We start from the raw sequence: 14,627 nt of genomic DNA on the forward strand, positions 1-14,627 counted from the left end.
TCCTCACGAAACCGCCTCCCCGATCAGATCGACCACCGCATCGATCATTGCATTGTTCTGGAAGCTGCCCTTGGTGAGATAGTAATCCGCCCCCACCTCAAGCCCGCGCTGGCGGTCTTCCTCACGGTCCTTGTAGCTCAGGATCATCACCGGCATGGCATGCAGCGCGGCATCGGCGCGGATGCGGCGCACCAGTTCGATGCCGTCCATGCGCGGCATGTCGATATCGCTGATCACCAGATCGAACTGCCCGCCGCGCAGCGCATTCCAGCCATCCATGCCATCGACCGCGACCTCCACATGATAGCCATGATGATCGAGCAATTTGCGCTCCAGCTCGCGCACGGTGAAGCTGTCATCCACCACCAGCACGCGCTTGCGCTGGCTGCCGCCCTGAGCCGGAGCCTGCCCACCCACCGTGCCCAGCCGGTCCGAGGCGGACAGCTTTTCCAGCGAGCGGATCATATCGTCCACATCCACGATCAGCAGCGGTTCGCCATCCTCGGTCAGCGCCGCCGCGCCGATATCCTTGATCTTGCCCAGCCGCGGATCGAGCGGACGCACCACCAGCTCCGCCCCGCCGACAAAGCGGTCCACCACCACGCCGTAAAGGCCGCCGGCGCCGCCCAGCAGCACGACGCTCAGATCCTGCCCGGCCTCTTCCACCGGCGCGGGCGCGCAGCCCAGCACCTGATGCGCCGCGACCAGCCCGACCGCCTGCCCCTCAAGCTCGATATACTGCCGCCCCTCCATCACCTTGACCTGAGCCAGCGGCAGTTTCAGCGCCCGCGCGATATGGGCGAAGGGGAAGGCATAGGGCTCGCCCCCGATGCTCACCAGCAGGGAGCGCACCACCGAGAGCGTCAGCGGCAGTTCCAGCTTGAAGCGGGTACCTTCGCCGGGCCGCGCGGTGATGCGCACCAGACCGCGCACCTGCCGGATCATCTCCTGCACCACATCCAGCCCCACGCCGCGCCCGGAGATCTGGGTGACACCCTCCTTCATGGTGAAGCCGGGCAGGAACAGGAATTCCAGCAATTCGCTTTCGCTGAGTCTGGCCGCCGTATCCTCCGGCGAAAGGCCCCGCGCGATCACCGTGGCGCGCAGCTTTGCCAGATCGATGCCGCGCCCGTCATCCTCCACCACCACCTGAAGCGCCCCGGCGTGATGACCGGCGGACAGGCGGATGACGCCCTCAGGCAGCTTGCCGGCCATCAGCCGTTCCTCGGGGCTTTCCAGCCCGTGATCCAGCGCATTGCGCAGCAGATGGCCGAGCGGCGCCTCCAGCCTTTCGAGGATGTCGCGGTCGACCTGGGTGCGCTCGCCGCTGATCTCCAGCCTCACCTGCTTGCCCAGCTCATGCGCGATGTCCCGCACCATGCGGGGGAAGCCGCCCAGCCCATCGGCGAAGGGGCGCATCCGCACCATCAGCGCCTGATGATAGAGGCGATGCGCCAGATCGCTGCTGCGATGGTTGCGGCTTTCCAGATGGCCGAGCCGGTCACCCAGATGCTGGCGGCAGGCGGAAAGCTGATCGCGCAGTCTGGAGAGCGCGGTGCGGGCGCGGTCATCGAGCTGATCGAGCGGCAGCGCGGCCTCCAGCGCATCGAGCGAGACCGAAGCCTCGCGCTGCATGCGTTTGAGGCGCAGGAGGGATTGCTCGAAGGGGCGCAGCTGGTGGGTTTCGACCAGCGTCTCGCCCGCCAGATCGAGCATGCGGTTGAGGTTTTCCGCGCTGACCCGCAGCGAACGGTCGAGCGGGTCTTCCGTCGGCGTGGGAACGGGCACGGCAGGGGCGGCGATCACAGTCCCTGCGTCAACCGGGGCATTCAGCTCCGCTGCGAAACGGTCGGCGTCGCTTTGCCATGCCGCGCGTTCCGCCTCGCTTTCCTGATCCGGCGCGCGGGACAGGGCCGAGAGCAGATCCACCCCGCCCAGCAGCCGGTCGATCCGCATCCGGTCCAGCACGGTCTCGCCGCGCTGGGCCGCCACGAAGAGGTCCTCCATGGCATGGGCCACCGTCACCGCCGCATGCAGATCGACGATCCGCGCCGCGCCTTTCAGCGAATGGGCCGCGCGCATGCATTCTTCCAGCAGATCGGGGCGGGCGGGCGCGCGTTCCAGCTCCAGCAGCGTGGCGGTGAGCGATTGCGTCAGCCCATCGGCCTCCATGCGGAAGAGGTCGCGCATCGAAAAGCTGCTGAGATCGGGCGCGCCCATCAGATCAGACACCGGTTCAGCGCGGCAAACAGCGCCTCGGCATCGAGCAGCCCCACGCGATGCTCGCGCCAGAGCAGCAGGCCTTTTGTCAGGCTGGCGGTCGAATGGGCCAGCGTGGCGGGCAGCGGCAGCACCGCACCGGGGGCATGATGCAGCGTCTGCGCCACCTCATCGACCGGGAAGGCAAAGCGCCCGCTCTCATGGCGCGCGACGATGATCCTTCCCTGCGTGGAGGCGATGCCCCCCTCACCCAGCACGGCGCGGGCGATCGAGACGCAGACCACCAGCTCGCCGCGCACATTGACCAGCCCCAGCAAACCGGGATCGCGGCGATGCGGCAGCGAATGGACGGCACGCGCGGGCACGATCTCATCCAGCACCAGCGTGGGCAGGGCGAACCATTCGGCGCCCAGCCGGAAAATCGTTACCGACTGGCCGCGTTCAGCAGGTTCGGCGGCGGCAGCGGGGATGGCGGGAAGCGGCGTGTCGTCCGGCGTTTCCCGGTCGAGCAGGCGCGCGGCCTGGCGCGAAAACACCGGGCAATTGCGGCAATGCGACAGGGCCGCCAGCTCCCGGCAGGACTGGTCGCCCTGAACGCCGATGCTTTTCCAGCAGGCGTCGATAGCAAGAGCAGCCTCTGTCATCAGCTGACCTTCCCGGTCTGGCGGGTGAGGCGGCGGGTCAGCAGATCGGCGCGGGCGTGATCGCCCTGTTTGCGCAGCAGCAGCGCCAGATGGCCGATGGCCTCGCCATGGTCGGGATCAAGGTACAGCACCTTGCGATAGGCGGCGGCGGCCCCGGCAGCATCACCGCGCGCATCGGCGATCAGGCCCTGAATCATCAGCGCATCGGCGCTGGCGCCATGGGTACGGATATGGGTCTGGCAGGCACGCTCGGCCTCTTCCAGCCGACCGCTGTCGAGCAGGGTCCACAGGCTCTCCAGACCGGGCGCCGGTGGGGGTGCAGGCTGGCTGATTTTGACCGCAGGGCGCGGCGCAGCAGGGCGCGATACGGGCGCGCGCTTCAGCGGCTTTGCAAGCGCTGCCGGGGCAGGTTTGGGCGCCGCCTTGGCAGGCTCTGGCGCCTCGGCCCGGCGGAACGCAAAGGCCATGGAAATCTGCGCCGAGGCAAAGCCATGCGCCGACACCACCCCCGATTCCGAATGGCCCGCCAGCAGCAGGCCTTTGGGCGCCAGCAAACGCCGCAGCACCGCCACCGCGCGGCCTTGCGTGGCGGCATCGAAATAGATCAGCAGATTGCGGCAGAAGATCACATCATAGGGCGCCGCCCCCGCCAGAAATCCGGGATCGAGCATATTGCCCTGCGCGAAATGCACACAGCCGCGCACCGCATCCTTCAGGCGCCATTCGCGTTCGACAGGCTCGAAATGGCGGTCGCGAAAGCCCAGATCGGGCGACCGGAAAGCATTGCGCCCATAGATACCGCGCCGCGCCAGCGTGAGCGCCCGGTTGCTGATGTCCACCCCGTCGATATGGAAGCGCCCGGCGGGCCACCCGGCCTCCAGCAAGGCCATGGCGATGGAATAGGGCTCCTCCCCCGTCGAGCTGGGCAGGCTGAGAATGCGCAGGGGCGGCGAACCATCGGCCAGACGCGGCGCGCACAGCTTCACCATGGCGTCAAAGGCGGCGGAATCGCGGAAAAACCATGTTTCGGGGATGACGACGGTTTCGATCAGCGCCTGCACCTCGCCGGGGGCCTGTTGCAGCAGGGCCCAATAGGCCTCCTCATCGGGCAGGTCGCAGGCGCGGATGCGCGCCGCCACCGCGCGATCCACCGCCGAGACGCCGATCAGCGCGGCATCCAGCCCCATCACCCGGTCCAGCAGATCGGCGAAACGCGGCTGGATCATGCCCGCGCCTCCTGCGGCACCAGATCGCGCGGCTCCACGCGCTGGACCGGCCCGTCGGGGCCTTGGGCGAAGGGTGCGAAATCGGCGGGCTCGAAGCGCAGCATGGTGCTGGCGCCCTCGGCGATCAGGCCCAGCAGCGCATCATCTGTATCGCTCCAGGGCGAGCGGATCACCACGATGCGCGTGCTCATCCGCCGCCGCGCCGGCTGGCCGGTTTCACGCAGGGCCAGATCGAGCACAGGGATAAAACGCCCGCGATAGTCAAAACCGGGCGCCCCCTGACGCGGCTGCTCGATATCGACCAGCGGCACGATCTCGACAATATGCTCCGCCGCCAGCGCGCACAGATCCTGTCCAAGGCGGAACTGGAGGAAGAGCATCGCCGTCTCTCAGCTCACCAGCCGGAAGCGGGTGATGCTGCCATGCAGACTGCCCGAGACATGGTTCAGCTCCTCGATGGCCGCGCTGGACTGGCGCAGCGATTCGACCGTCTGCTGCGTGGCTTCGGTCAGCTGCACCAGCGCCTCGCTGATCTGTTCGGCGCCGGTGGCCTGCGCCTGCATGCCCTCGGTCACGGTCTCGAAGCGGGGGGCCAGCGCCTGCACCTGGCCGATGATCTCGGCGAAGCGGTTGCCGATGTCATGCACGTCACTCATGCCGCGCCGCACTTCTTCCGAAAACTTGTCCATCCCCATCACGCTGGCCGAGACCGCCGACTGGATCTCCTTCACCATCTGCTCGATGTCATAGGTGGCCACGGCGGTCTGATCGGCAAGGCGGCGGATTTCGGTGGAAACCACAGCAAAGCCGCGCCCATATTCGCCTGCCTTCTCGGCCTCGATGGCGGCGTTGAGCGAGAGCAGATTGGTCTGATCCGCCACTTTGGTGATGGTGGTGACGACCTGATTGATGTCGCCCGCCTTCTCGTTGAGGATCGCCAGCTTGGCGTTGATGGTGTTGGCGGCCTCCATCACCTGCTCCATCGTCTCGCCCATATGGGCCAGCCCCTGCTGGCCGCCGCTGGCCAGCGTGGCCGCGTGGTCGGAGACGGCGGCGACATCGGTCATGGTGCGCACCAGCTCCTTGGAGGTGACGGTGATCTCGCGCGAGGTGGCGCCGATCTGCGTGGTGGTGGCGGCCACTTCGGCGGCGGTGGCCTGCTGCTGTTTGGAGGTGGCGGCGATCTCGGTCATCGAGGTGGAGACGCGGATGCCGGAACGCTGCACCTGCCCCACCAGCTCCATCACCTCGCCCGCCATGCGGTTGAAGCCCTCGGCCAGTTCGCCCATTTCATCCTGCTGAGTCACGGTGGCGCGATGGGTGAAATCGCCCTGTCGCATCACATCCATCGCCGCCATCAACGCGCGCAGCGGCACCAGAATCACCCGCATCAGCATCGTGCCGGAAATGACCGCCACCAGCAGCGCCATCACAAAGCCCAGCGACATGGACACCAGCAGGGCCCGGATCTGGCCGTCGATGTCATCCACCTTGGCGCCGCCCCGCTGCTGGTTCAGCACATTGACGGCAACGATATCGTCGAAAGCGGCCTTGAAACGGGCCTGCAATTCAGGCGCATCGCCATGCAGGCGGGCGCGCGCGGCCTGATAAAGCGCCAGATCGCCCTTGAATTTGGCGAAGGTCTGGCGGTCTTCCTCATCGAAGATGGTCTTTTCGTAATCGGCCACCAGCCCGGCCATCACCGCCGTGTCCGCCTCGGCATGCCGCGCAGCATCCCCGCTGTTTGCAGGGTCGCTCAGCGAATGGAGATAGTCCGCATTGAGCGCATCCTTCACCAGCCCGCTCTGATAAAGCCCGGCCAGCGCATCGCCCCGCAGCGAGAGGGCATGCTCCTCAATCACCGCAAGCCGCGCATGGACGAACAGGCCAACCGCCAGCATCGCGGCGAGAATGACGCCGAAACTGGCCAGAATTCTGGCGGAAATCCTGAATTTTACCATAGTCTGCGGCCCACTACCCAGTCATTCACCGAGGGGATGGAATTTAACCCGAATTAATCAGGAAATTTGCCATTTCGGAGAGGATAGCGATGTATAAGTTTCCAACTAAAAGATCATTAACACGGACCTAAAGCCCCTGCCTTGCCGCGCTGCTTCTGCACCGGGCCCCATAAGGCAAGAGGCCGGAATTTGCGCAATCCGCGCCGAATAAAACAGGCGGGCGAGATGATCTGCCCCCGCACGCCAAGACATTGCACAATGTTGCGCACCATAAGTTTGCGCCATGCGTCGAACCGATCAAGCGATGTAAAATAATTTAACACAATCTCCATAGTTTCAGCACTAGCCTGTCCCCCCAAACCTACATTGAGGCCCCCCACCGCAATGCCATCCGCCGCCCTCCCCCCCGACGAAGCCGAGCGCATCGCCACCCTGCGTGGCTATCGCATCCTCGACAGCCTGCCTGACGAACGCTTCGACCGGCTGACGGCGCTGGCCGCGCAGCATTTCGGGGTGCCCATGGCGCTGATCTCGCTGATCGACAGCGCGCGGCAATGGTTCAAATCCTCGGTGGGCTTTGCCCAGCGCGAAACCGAGCGCGACCACGCCTTCTGCGCCCATGCCATCCTCGCCCCCGATGCCGTCACCGTGGTGCATGATGCCACGCAGGACCCGCGCTTCGCCAACAACCCGCTGGTTCTGGGGCCGGATCATATCCGCTTTTACGCCGGGGCACCGATTCTCGCCCCCAATGGCCAGCCACTGGGCACGCTGTGCATTCTGGACCGGGAACCGCGCGCCTTCAGCGAGGAGGACCGCCATTTCCTCACCCAGCTGGCGGCGAACGCGAGCGACCTGTTCGACCTGCATCTGAGCCATCTGACTCTGGCCGAGGCCGCCACCCGCGATCCCCTCACCCGCCTGGCCAACCGCCGCCAGCTTGAGGCGGCGATGGATACGGCGATGGAAGCGGCCTTTGCCGGGCGGCCTTTCGCGCTGCTCACCATCGATCTCGACGGCTTCCGCGCCATCAACAACAAATATGGCGATGAGGCGGGCGATGATGTGCTCAGCCAGATCGGCCAGCGCCTGTCCTCCAGCATCCGCGCCAGCGATGTGCCCGCGCGGATCGGCGGCGACGAATTCGCCATCATCCTCTCCGATCCGGTCTCGCATGAGATCGTCAGCCGCGTCGCCCAGCGGCTGATCGCCGACATCAACGCACCCATCGAGATCGAGGGCGCGGCAGACGGCAGGCCGGTGGTGATGTCGGCGTCTGTGGGCTGCGCGCTGGCCTTGCGCCACGGCACCACGCCCGCCGAGGTGCGCCGCTCCGCCAAGGAGGCCATGTATATGGCCAAGCGCGAGGGCCGCAACCGGCTGGTGATCGCCGATGAGGTGGTGCCGCTGCTGGGCAATGCCTCCTACAACACCATCGAGCACCGGCTGGGCGAGGCCATCGCGCAGGATCAGCTGAAACTGCAGTGGCAGCCCTATTTCCTCACCGGCGAAGGCCGCCTGACGGGCTATGAGGCGCTGGTGCGCTGGACCTGCCCCGGCCTTGGCCCGGTGGTGCCCTCCACCTTTATCCCCGTGGCCGAGGCGTCCGGCCTGATCGGCGCGCTGGATGAATGGGTGCTGCGCGCGGCCTGCAAGGCAGCGCTGGAGATCCCCGAACAGCTGACCATCTCGGTCAATCTTTCGGCCTATTGGTTCAGCCGCGAGGAGCTGGTGCCGCTGGTCAAGCGCGTGCTGAGCGAGACCGGCCTCACGCCGCAGCGCCTGATTCTGGAGCTGACCGAGCGCACCATCATCACCCATGACGAAAGCGCGCGCCATTCGATGGAAAGCCTGCGCGAGCTGGGCGTGGGCTTTGCGCTGGACGATTTCGGCACCTCCTATTCCTCGCTCAACTATCTGCGCAAGCTGCCCTTCGACCGGCTCAAGCTGGACCGCAGCTTTGTCGGCGATCTGGGCGCGGACCGGCAGGCCGAGGCGGTGGCCGGTGCCATTGTGCAGCTGGGCCATGCGCTGGGCATGAGCGTCTGCGCCGAGGGGGTGGAGACGCCCTTGCAGCTGGGCTTCCTCAATGGCGCGTCCTGCGATCTGGTGCAGGGCTATCTGCTGGGCCGCCCGGATTGGGAGCCGATGAGCGCCTCGACCCCGGTTGCGGCTTTCGCCAAAGCCTGATCGCGGGGCCTGAGGATCAGGCCCCTTTCCCGGCGATGGCTTCGGCGATATGCCCGCGCCACAGGGCGCTCAGCAATTCGGTCTGGGTGACGAGGCCCAGATAGCGGCCATGGCCATCGACGATGATCGCCTCATGATAGCGGCCGCCCGAGAGGATCGGCAGCACCTCATCGATGGGCGTATCGGCCGAGGCGATGCAGGGTGACCGGTCCATCGCCTGCGAGACCATGCCCTGCCCGCCCAGTTGCGCCACGCCCAGCAGGCCCTCGACATGGCCATCGGGCGCCACCACCGGCAGGGCGTGCAAATCCTGCGCCGCCATGGCCCGCTCGGCATCCTGAAGCGAGGCCTCCGGGGCCAGCGCCCGGGCCTCGCGCATGATCTGGGCGCAGCGGATCACGCCATGCAGCCGGCGCCATGCCCGGCTCTCCACCTGACGGAACAGCGTATCGAGATCCTCGCTGCTGACATCGAGCAGATCGTCGTAATGGGCCAGCACCTCATCCACATCGGCGATGGTATAGCCCACGCCGCCCGCTGGCGGCGCCACATAGGCCGCCGCGCGATGCGGATAATTGCCGCGCACCGCCGCATTGAACAGCCAGCCGATCCCCACCAGCAGCAGGCAGTTCACCAGAACCGGCAGCAAGGCGAAACCCCACCCCGCGCCCACCACCGCCGGGCCGCCGATCACCGTGGTCAGCGCCACCGCGCCGCCGGGCGGGTGGAGGCAGCGGGCCAGGCTCATCATGGCAATGGCGGTGGCGACGGCCAGACCCGCCGCAGTGGCCGGATCACCGATCAGCTTCATCCAGAGAATGCCCGACAGCGCCGAGATCGTGTTGCCGCCAATGATCGCCCAGGGCTGCGCCAGCGGACTGGCCGGCACCGCGAAGAGCAGCACCGCCGAGGCGCCCATCGGCGCGATCAGCAGCGGCAGGCCTCCTGCATGCCCCAGCCAGAGATGCATCACCGCCCCGGTGAACAGAATGCCCAGCGCCGAGCCGATAAAGGCCTGCACGATGCGCGTGGGCGTGCTGGCCGGCTGGATGCCGATCCAATGCGCAAAGCCGTGAAGCCGGTTGGCCGGGGTGGTCATGCAATGTCCTGGGAGCAAGGGTGGTCGAGCGGCAGCCTTTAGGGATCGAGGGCGATCAGCGACAACACTCTCTTCCTGGGAGGGGCATAGTTTCTGTTGTCAGCGCGATGGCCGTCAAAGCCCCGGGCGGCCCTCGATCTGGTGAAGCAGGCCGTTGAGCATGGGGCGCAGGCGCAGGATTTCCTCGCGATGGGTGGCCGTCAGCCGGGCGAGTTGTTCGCGCGCCTTGTCGGTCAGCACCAGCAGGGCGCGGCGCTTGTCTCCGGGCGCGGCGCGGCGCTCGACAAGGCCGAGGGCCTCCAGCCGGTCGATCAGCCCGGTGGCGCTGTGAGGCTTCAGGATCAGCCGCTCGGCAACATAGCCCACGGTGACCTCCCGCTCCCCCGCACCGCGAATCGCCAGCAGCGCCTGATGCTGCTGAGGGGTGAGGCCGCAAGCGGTCGCCGCCGCCTCACTGAAGGCCAGAAACTGGCGCAGGGCATGGCGGAAATCGGCCAGCGCCACGTAATCGGTGTCGGCCAGATCGCCGGGCACGGCCTGGCTGAGGGCGTCGTCATTCATCATCTTTGCCTTCATGACTTGAATAATATCGTGATGCGATATAAATGGCCAGCATCTTTACGCAGCTCCACCCGGAAAAAATCACGCCATGGCTCAGGATTACAGCATAAACCCCGCCGCCGATACCAGCCCCAAACCCCTGGGCGATCACAGCGCCGATCGGCGCATGGTGATGCTGGCACTGGCCGCCACGGTGGCGGGCACGGGTGGCGCGCTGGGCGCATGGGTGCTGCTGCGGCTGATCGCTCTGGCCATCAACCTGTTCTGGTATGGCCGCGTCTCCACCGCCACCGCCGAGATCGGGGCCAGCCCCCTGTTTTCATGGCATGCGGGGCTGTGGGTGCTGGCGATCCCGGTCATCGGCAGCGTGATCGTGGGGCTGATGGCGCGCTTCGGTTCCGAGAAAATCCGCGGCCACGGCATTCCCGAAGCCATCGAGGCGATCCTTTATGGCGAGAGCCGCCTGTCGCTGAAGGTGGCGATCCTGAAGCCCCTGTCCTCGGCGATCTCGATCGGCAGCGGCGGGCCTTTCGGCGCCGAGGGGCCGATCATCATGACCGGCGGGGCGATCGGCTCGCTCTTCGCGCAATGCTTCCGCCTGAGCGCCGCCGAGCGCAAGACCCTGCTGGTGGCGGGCGCGGCAGCGGGCATGACCGGCATCTTCGGCACGCCTCTGGCCGCGATCCTGCTGGCGGTGGAGGTGCTGCTGTTCGAATGGAAGCCGCGCAGCTTTGTGCCGGTGGCCATCGCCGTGCTGGTCAGCTTTGCCTGGCGCCCGCTGCTGCTGGACCATGGCCCGCTGTTTCCGCTGCTGGCCACCAGCCTGCCTTCGGGTGGCGCGGTGGCGGGCATGGCGCTGGCACTGGGCGGGGTCATCGGGCTGGAGGCGGCGCTGCTGTCCTCCTGCCTCTATCGCATCGAGGATCTGTTCCACCGCCTGCCCATCCACTGGATGTGGTGGCCCGCGCTGGGCGGCGTGGCCGTGGGGATCGGCGGCTGGATCGACATGCGCGTGCTGGGCGCGGGTTATGGCAACATCCAGCTGCTGCTCGATGGGGCGTTTACGCTGAAGATGATCGCGCTGCTGCTGGTGGTGAAGGCGGCGGTATGGCTGGTGGCGCTGGGCTCTGGCACATCGGGCGGTGTGCTGGCGCCGCTGCTGATTCTGGGCGGGGCGACGGGGGCCTTGCTTGGCCATTTCCTGCCCGGGCCGATGGGCTTCTGGGCCATGGCGGGCATGGGCGCGATGATGAGCGGCGCCATGCGTGCTCCGCTGACCGGCGCCCTGTTCGCCGCCGAGCTGACGGGGCAGTTCAATTCCCTGCCCGCCCTGATGGCCGCCTCCATCGGGGCCTATGGGGTCAGCGTGCTGGTGATGCGCCGCTCGATCCTGACCGAGAAGATCGCCCGGCGCGGGCGGCATATCCTTCAGGAATACACCGTCGATCCGCTGGACTTTATGCAGGCCGGGCAGATCATGACTCACAATCCGCAAACCCTGCGTGGCAGCATGCAACTGCGCGAGGCCTCGGCGTTTTTTGCCCAGAGCGCCAAACACCGCTCCTATCCGGTGGTGGATGAGGATCAGCGCCTGCTGGGGCTGGTCTCGCGTTCGGATGCGCTGCGCTGGCGGGTGGAGGGCGCATCGGGCGAGCAGACGCTGGCCGAGGTGGTGTCCGATGCCTCGCAGCCCTTTGCCCGGCGCCAGAGCCCTATCGGGGACGTGGCCGATCTGATGGTCGAGACCGGGATCGGGCGGATTCCCATCGTGCAGGATGACAGCGCGCGGGTGATCGGCATCCTCTCCCGCCATGATCTGCTGAAGGCACGCAGCACCACGCGGGGCGCCGAACGCCGCTAGATTCGCTTTTTGGCGCGGGCCTGTGCTAGGGGCCGCGCCGATGAAGCAGCCAGCAGGAAACAAGTCATGATCGAGCCCGAATTGCTGGGCACCGCGCAGGTGCCCGATGGCGTGGAACTGCGCCTGATGCGTCGCGGCGCGGATTTCATGATCACGCTGGCCGGCAATGAGCTGATGACCACCCGCATGCATCATTCCGAGGACAGTCTCGCGGTGATGACTCACGAGCGGCTGGGCGAGCGCGGCCCGCAGCGCTGGCTGATCGGCGGCTATGGCATGGGCTTTACCCTGCGCGCGGCGCTGAACGTGCTGGGCACCGATTCCGCCATCACCGTGGTCGAGCTGGTGCCAGAGATCATCCAATGGGCGCGCGGCCCCATGGCCGAGGTGGCGGCGGGCTGCCTTGATGATCCGCGCGTGATGCTGGTCGAGGACGATGTAAGCAATGCCATCAAGGCCGCGCATGGCATCTATGACGCGATCCTGCTCGATGTCGACAATGGCCCGGACGGGCTGGTGCGTGAGGGCAACAATGGGCTCTACACCGGGCGCGGGCTGCGCGCCGCCAAGCATGCGCTGAGCCCCGGCGGCATGCTGGCGATCTGGTCGGCGCATCAGGACAACGCCTTTGTGAAGCGCCTGAAGGACACCGGCTTCGAAGTGGAGGAGCGCTTTGTGCGCGCCCGGCCCAACAACAAGGGGCCGCGCCATTTCATCTGGTTCTGCCGGAAGCCCGATCACGATGTGGCCGGATGAAGCTGTGGTTTGATGGCGGTTGCCGCCCCAACCCCGGCGTTCTGGAAACGTCGGTGGTGACGGGCGGCAAGGCACATATCCGCGCCGATTGCGGCAGCGGCGACAACAATGATGCCGAATGGCTGGCGCTGATCCATGCGCTGGAACTGGCGCAGGGCCTGGGCGCGAAGGATGTGGCGCTGCTGGGCGATGCCGCGATGATCGTGCATCAGGCGCGCGGCGAGTGGCCCTGCAAGACGGAGCGCTTCAAGGCCTATCATGCCCGCTTTACGGCTTTGGCCGCGCAGTTCGATCGCGTCCGTGTGCGCCATATCAAGCGGCAACAAAATCTGGCGGGAATTGCGCTGGAACGCCATCACGGCAAACTATAGATTGGCCCGATGCCCCGCCTGATCCTGCTCAACAAGCCCTTCGATGTGCTCTCGCAATTCACCGATGCGGGGACGGAAGGCAGCACGCGCGCCACGCTCTCGGACTTTGTGAAGGTGCCCAGCGTCTATCCCGCCGGTCGGCTGGACCGTGACAGCGAGGGGCTACTGCTGCTCACCGACGATGGCCGCCTGCAGGCTCGCATCGCCGATCCGCGCTTCAAGCTGCCCAAGACCTATCTGGTGCAGGTGGAAGGCGCCCCGGATGAGGTGGCGCTGGAAAATCTGCGCCGCGGCGTGATGCTGAAGGACGGCCACACCCTGCCCGCCGAGGCCGAGGCCATCGAGACGCCCGACCTCTGGCCCCGCGACCCGCCCGTGCGCTTCCGCAAAAGCGTGCCAGACCACTGGCTGCGCCTCACCATCCGCGAGGGCCGCAACCGGCAGGTCCGCCGCATGACCGCCGCCGTCGGCCTGCCCACCTTGCGACTGGTGCGCTGGAGCATCGGCGACTGGTCCGTGGAGGGCATCCCGCAAGGCGAATGGCGCGAGGGTGTGATCCCTCGCTTCGGGCGTTAATCCTCGCCTTCGAAGGCGAGGCTGCCCTGATTGCACAGGGCGGCGATCAGGGTGATGGCTTCGGGCAGATCGGCCAGCGAAGGATCGGGTTCGATGGCGCCGCCCGCGCAGATCTCTTTCGCCAGTTCGGCGGTGGCGCCTGACGCTTCGAAGCAGGTGCCATCGGCAAACAGCCACAACGCATCGCCGCCGCGTGCCACAAAGGCAAAGCGGCTGGCGGGGTTGCGATAAAGCGCCAGCCCCTCTTCCAGCCCTTCACTCACCTCTTCATCGGTGAGGGGTTCTTCGGGGCGCCAGTCCTGATCGGCATATTTGGGCGTGGTGTTGTGGCAGCCGAACCAGCGCGCGAAGGCCTCGCGGTCCTGCAGGCTTTCCGTCACCATCTTGTGCAAGCCGTCCAGCGCAGAGGCCACGATCTCGCCCGGATGGTCCTGAACGGGCAGGCCGGGGTCGGCATAGCGGTCATCGTCATTCTCGCGGGAGAGAAGTTCCTCGCTCCAGCCCTCGATCAGATCGTGGCGCGAGGGCGCGCGAAAGCCAATCGAATAGGTCATGCAATCATCGCCCACGGCCACGCCGTCATGCGCGAAGCCGGGGGGCACATAGAGCATATCGCCCGGCTCCAGCATGAAGTCTCCGGTGGGTTCGAAACCCTCCAGCAGGCGCAGATCCTCATGCGGGCGCAGCGGCGTGGTGTCATCGCAGCGCGGGCCCACCGTCCAGCGGCGGCGGCCAAGGCCCTGCACAAGAAAGACATCATACTGGTCGAAATGCGGGCCGACGCCGCCGCCATCCGTGGCGTAGCTGACCATCACATCGTCGATCCGCCAATCCGGGATAAAGCGGAAAGGCTCGATCAATTCGGCGACATCGGGGACATGCTGGTCCACCGCCTGCACCAGCAAGGTCCACGGCTGCGCGCCCAGCTTTGCGAAGCGATCCTCGGCCAGCGGGCCGTTTTCCATGCGCAGTTTCTCGCCATCCTGAAAGATCAGGCGGGATTCCACGCCCTCTTCGCAGGCCAATCCGGCCAGTTCATCGGGCTCCAGCGGGTTGGCCCAGTCGGGGAAGACGCCCCGGAACAGGCGGGGTTGGCGCTGCCAATCGTTGCTCAGGAAGGCGGGGATGTCGAAATTCTCAAGGGCCATGGGGCTGCTCTAGG

General features: G+C 66.6%; 13 protein-coding genes. 5 read left to right on the plus strand and 8 right to left on the minus strand.

What is annotated here, in order from left to right; translation table 11 throughout:
• Positions 1 to 3 precede the first annotated feature (3 nt).
• The 5 genes from HGK27_RS15880 to HGK27_RS15900 are packed head-to-tail and all read right to left on the minus strand — an operon-like array spanning position 4 to position 6,051.
• Positions 4 to 2,232 carry a hybrid sensor histidine kinase/response regulator gene (locus HGK27_RS15880; protein WP_241127222.1) on the minus strand — a complete coding sequence of 743 codons (2,229 nt, stop codon included), beginning with the start codon at positions 2,230 to 2,232 and terminating at the stop codon, positions 4 to 6.
• Positions 2,220 to 2,864, minus strand: a complete 645-nt coding sequence (locus HGK27_RS15885) for a chemotaxis protein CheW (protein ID WP_206241793.1) — start codon at positions 2,862 to 2,864, stop codon at positions 2,220 to 2,222. The genes HGK27_RS15880 and HGK27_RS15885 overlap by 13 nt, the downstream gene beginning before the upstream one ends.
• A complete protein-coding gene (locus HGK27_RS15890; protein WP_206241794.1) occupies positions 2,864 to 4,090 on the minus strand; it encodes a CheR family methyltransferase in 1,227 nt (408 codons plus the stop codon). Before HGK27_RS15890 ends, HGK27_RS15885 begins: the two co-directional genes overlap by 1 nt.
• The gene (locus HGK27_RS15895; RefSeq protein WP_206241795.1) at positions 4,087 to 4,470 is read right to left on the minus strand and encodes a chemotaxis protein CheW; all 384 of its coding nucleotides are present in this window, start codon (positions 4,468 to 4,470) and stop codon (positions 4,087 to 4,089) included. The genes HGK27_RS15890 and HGK27_RS15895 overlap by 4 nt, the downstream gene beginning before the upstream one ends.
• A gap of 9 nt (positions 4,471 to 4,479) precedes the next feature.
• Positions 4,480 to 6,051 carry a methyl-accepting chemotaxis protein gene (locus tag HGK27_RS15900; protein WP_206241796.1) on the minus strand — a complete coding sequence of 524 codons (1,572 nt, stop codon included), beginning with the start codon at positions 6,049 to 6,051 and terminating at the stop codon, positions 4,480 to 4,482.
• 384 nt (positions 6,052 to 6,435) lie between these two features.
• Between HGK27_RS15900 and HGK27_RS15905 the strand changes: the two genes are divergently transcribed.
• On the plus strand, positions 6,436 to 8,241 hold the full coding sequence (locus tag HGK27_RS15905) for a putative bifunctional diguanylate cyclase/phosphodiesterase (RefSeq protein ID WP_206241797.1): 1,806 nt from the start codon (positions 6,436 to 6,438) through the stop codon (positions 8,239 to 8,241).
• Positions 8,242 to 8,257: 16 nt separating this feature from the next.
• On the opposite strand, the gene HGK27_RS15910 is transcribed toward HGK27_RS15905, so the two are convergent.
• On the minus strand, positions 8,258 to 9,340 hold the full coding sequence (locus HGK27_RS15910; RefSeq protein WP_206241799.1) for an HPP family protein: 1,083 nt from the start codon (positions 9,338 to 9,340) through the stop codon (positions 8,258 to 8,260).
• 114 nt (positions 9,341 to 9,454) lie between these two features.
• Positions 9,455 to 9,904, minus strand: a complete 450-nt coding sequence (locus HGK27_RS15915; protein WP_241127224.1) for a MarR family winged helix-turn-helix transcriptional regulator — start codon at positions 9,902 to 9,904, stop codon at positions 9,455 to 9,457.
• A gap of 85 nt (positions 9,905 to 9,989) precedes the next feature.
• Here HGK27_RS15915 and HGK27_RS15920 point away from each other — a divergent pair, with 85 nt between their 5' ends.
• From HGK27_RS15920 to HGK27_RS15935, 4 genes are all read left to right on the plus strand, one after another.
• On the plus strand, positions 9,990 to 11,762 hold the full coding sequence (locus tag HGK27_RS15920) for a chloride channel protein (protein WP_241127225.1): 1,773 nt from the start codon (positions 9,990 to 9,992) through the stop codon (positions 11,760 to 11,762).
• Between the two features lie 66 nt (positions 11,763 to 11,828).
• On the plus strand, positions 11,829 to 12,518 hold the full coding sequence (locus tag HGK27_RS15925) for a spermidine synthase (protein WP_206241801.1): 690 nt from the start codon (positions 11,829 to 11,831) through the stop codon (positions 12,516 to 12,518).
• The gene (locus HGK27_RS15930) at positions 12,515 to 12,889 is read left to right on the plus strand and encodes a ribonuclease HI family protein (protein ID WP_206241803.1); all 375 of its coding nucleotides are present in this window, start codon (positions 12,515 to 12,517) and stop codon (positions 12,887 to 12,889) included. Before HGK27_RS15925 ends, HGK27_RS15930 begins: the two co-directional genes overlap by 4 nt.
• A gap of 9 nt (positions 12,890 to 12,898) precedes the next feature.
• On the plus strand, positions 12,899 to 13,465 hold the full coding sequence (locus HGK27_RS15935; protein WP_206241805.1) for a pseudouridine synthase: 567 nt from the start codon (positions 12,899 to 12,901) through the stop codon (positions 13,463 to 13,465).
• Here HGK27_RS15935 and HGK27_RS15940 read toward each other — a convergent pair.
• A complete protein-coding gene (locus HGK27_RS15940) occupies positions 13,462 to 14,613 on the minus strand; it encodes a cupin domain-containing protein (protein WP_206241806.1) in 1,152 nt (383 codons plus the stop codon). The two genes, HGK27_RS15935 and HGK27_RS15940, sit on opposite strands and share 4 nt — an antisense overlap.
• Positions 14,614 to 14,627 lie beyond the last annotated feature (14 nt).

The sequence above is a fragment of the Novosphingobium terrae genome (genome assembly GCF_017163935.1).
In the GTDB taxonomy this organism is placed as follows: domain Bacteria; phylum Pseudomonadota; class Alphaproteobacteria; order Sphingomonadales; family Sphingomonadaceae; genus Novosphingobium; species Novosphingobium terrae.